We start from the raw sequence: 2,822 nt of genomic DNA on the forward strand, positions 1-2,822 counted from the left end.
GGCGGATTCAACCGGTCCGCGCAAAGTCCCCGGCGATCGGACATGGTGACGATCGAATAAGGGGTGGACGCGATGCCACAGAGGAAGCTGAGTCCTGAGCAGGTCCGCGAGGTGCGCAAGCTGCGAAGGCGGGGGCTTACCTTCAAGGAGATCGGTGCCCGCTTTAGCTGCAGCTGGCACACCGTCTGGCGCGTGGCGCCAGGTCCTGGACATGGCGTGCGGTCCGGACGGCCCAAAGACGAGGTTCGAACGTGGCATCCGGGCCCGGGTCGTCTCAGCCTCGAGGAGCGTGAGGAGATCGGACGAGGCTTGGTGCTCGGCGAGAGCTTCAGCGCCATCGCGGCGTGGCTCGGGCGCAGCGTTTCGACCATCTCGCGAGAGGTAGAGGCTAACGGTGGGCGCCGGCACTACCGATGCGTACGGGCCCACGTCCGGGCCTATGAGCGGGCGCGCCGGCCCAAGGCGGCCAAGCTCGACTATCCCCCCTTGTGTGAGCTCGTCACCGAGTGGCTCATCGAGTTCTGGTCTCCCGACGAGATCGCTCAGCAGTTGCGCCGCGAGTTCCCCGACGATCCGATGATGTGGGTGAGCCACGAGACCATCTACCAGAGCCTCTTCGTCCAGGGCCGAGGTGAACTACGCCGTGAGCTGCATCGAAGCCTGCGCACCGGCCGGGCGAGGCGTCGCCCGCACGGACGCGCCCAGGGTGGCTCGATCACGAACAAGGTCATGATCTCCGAGCGCCCGGCCGAGGCCGAGGACCGGGCTGTGGCGGGCCACTGGGAGGGCGACCTCATCTTGGGCGCTCAGGGTCGCTCCGCCGTCGGCACCCTCGTCGAGCGCTCCACGCGTTACGTGATGCTCTTGCATCTGGGCGAGGGCCGCGAGGCCGACAAGGTCGCCGAGGCCATGGCCCGGGCCATCACCGAGCTCCCCGAACGGCTCTGGCGTTCCATCACCTGGGATCAAGGATCAGAGATGGCTCGCCACGAGCGCTTCCGCGTCGACACCGGTGTCCAGATCTACTTCTGCGACCCCCACAGTCCCTGGCAACGCGGCTCCAACGAGAACACCAACGGACTTTTGCGCCAATACATGCCCAAGGGCACCGACCTGTCGCTCCATAGCTCAGAGGACCTACAGCGCATCGCCGACAGTCTCAACAACCGCCCTCGCAAGACGCTCGGATACATGAAACCATCAGAGAAGCTCGCCGAGGTTCTTGCAGACACCGGTTGAATCCGCCGCCGGCGGTCCGCCCCGTATACGGGCGACACGATGTCCGGAGACCGGCTCGAGCGGGACGGAGAGGCTATTTAAGGGTGGGCGCCGCGGACGGTCAGTCCTGTTTCGATCGCGAGCGACCGAACCAGCGTTTCCGCCCCCCCATGGCCATGGTGGCGTCGATGAAGTTGGAGGGCAGCGCCCCCTCACGCAAGACGCGGACCGGGGACACGGTTGCGTCCACGAGCGTCGGCGGCTCACCGTCGCGACGGCCACCGTCGACGACGAGCACGACGTCGGCCACGTCGAACGCGTTGGCCACTTCGGTCGCCTCGTTGTAATTGAGGGGGATGGTCCGCCACGGACCGTGCTCTTTGCAGAGACGCCGCAGCGCCCGGCCGTCGGGCATCCCCACCGTGACGGCCCACCCGCCGCTGTCCGCGTCGCCGGGCTCGCTCACCGCGCTCACCTCGCTGCTGCCATTGGCGTCGGCCTCGTCCGATTCGGCACCGTCGGCACCGTCTGCATCGTCGACGCCATCGAGACCGCCATCGTCAGTCTCCGTGACCGGCAGCGCACGGGGCAGGAAGACGTCGACCGGACCGGGCCAGCACCGATCGAGCAGGCTTGCGATCTCGTCGCTCCAGCCCGAGGTGAGCGCGCGCACGTCGTCGCGCTGGCCGACCGCGTAGTGCGGTCCGTCGGGGTCGGCCGCCATGGCCACGAGCCGTGCCTCGGCACCCGGTGTCCCGACGCGCACTGCAAGGGCATACCCGCCGACGCCGGGCACGGCAACAACGGCGCCATCGGCCAACGCGGTGGCGACCTTCGCGTCACCGGCATCGACGACAGGTGGCCTCGCCACCTCGTGCTCCTCCGTTTCGTCCTCCCCCATGACCCTCACATCTCTAGTCTCTGCTGCGGACGACCAGCACGCGCGGACGCCGAGCCAGGTCCTCGTCCACCCGGGTTTCGCCGTAGCCCAGGACCGATGCCAAGGCAGCCGCCGCCCCCGCCTGGTGTGGCGCAATCTCGACCACGACCGCGCCGCGACGGCGCAACCAAGCACGCGCCTGACGCAGCACCGCCTCGACGTCAGCCAGTCCCGCCGTGCCGTCGGTCGCTGCGCCGGCCACCAACGCGCCCCGGGGCTCGAGCCTGACTTCGGCCGCCAGCTCGTTCCACTCAGCCTCGCTCACATACGGTGGGTTCGAGACCACCAGATCGACGCCGCCCCGAAGGCGTGACGGCAGTGGCTCCAGCCAGCTGCCGTGCACCAACGTCGTCGGAGGCACTGCGGCCGCAGCCGGCTGCGCCCCGCGCACGGCCTCGAGGTTCGACGCCGCGACCGCGAGCGCGTCGGTGCTGGCATCCGTCGCCCACACCTCGGCCACCACACGAGGACCGAGCTCGGTCGCGAGCGACAACGCGATGGCGCCCGAGCCGGTGCCGACATCGGCGATCACGAGGCCGGCGCCCGCACCCGAACCGTCGCCGTCGACCGCGTCGAGCCGCCGCGCCTCGGCCAGCGCGACCTCGACGACTTGTTCGGTCTCGGGCCGCGGGATCAGCACCCGTGGGTCCACGAGGAGGTCGAG

Annotated in this window: 2 protein-coding genes and 1 pseudogene; 1 reads left to right on the forward strand and 2 read right to left on the reverse strand. The window is 69.3% G+C overall.

Going from position 1 to position 2,822, the window contains the following annotated elements; genetic code table 11:
- Positions 1–267: 267 nt before the first annotated feature.
- Positions 268–1,239, forward strand: a pseudogene (locus VG869_13510) (IS30 family transposase).
- 100 nt (positions 1,240–1,339) lie between these two features.
- Here VG869_13510 and VG869_13515 read toward each other — a convergent pair.
- Both VG869_13515 and VG869_13520 read right to left on the reverse strand, forming a co-directional pair.
- Positions 1,340–2,119 (reverse strand): Sua5/YciO/YrdC/YwlC family protein, encoded by a 780-nt coding sequence (locus VG869_13515; protein HEV3452202.1) that lies wholly within the window; start codon positions 2,117–2,119, stop codon positions 1,340–1,342.
- A 13-nt stretch (positions 2,120–2,132) separates the two neighbouring features.
- Positions 2,133–2,822: HemK/PrmC family methyltransferase (locus VG869_13520; GenBank protein ID HEV3452203.1), on the reverse strand; the 690-nt coding region annotated here is incomplete at its 5' end.

The sequence above is a fragment of the Acidimicrobiia bacterium genome (assembly GCA_035948415.1).
Classification (GTDB): Bacteria; Actinomycetota; Acidimicrobiia; order IMCC26256; family PALSA-555; genus PALSA-555.

Coding starts and splice junctions, on each gene's coding strand:
- VG869_13515 (HEV3452202.1), bottom strand. CDS start 2,119: ATGGGGGAGGACGAAACGGAGGAGCACGAGGTGGCGAGGCCACCTGTC.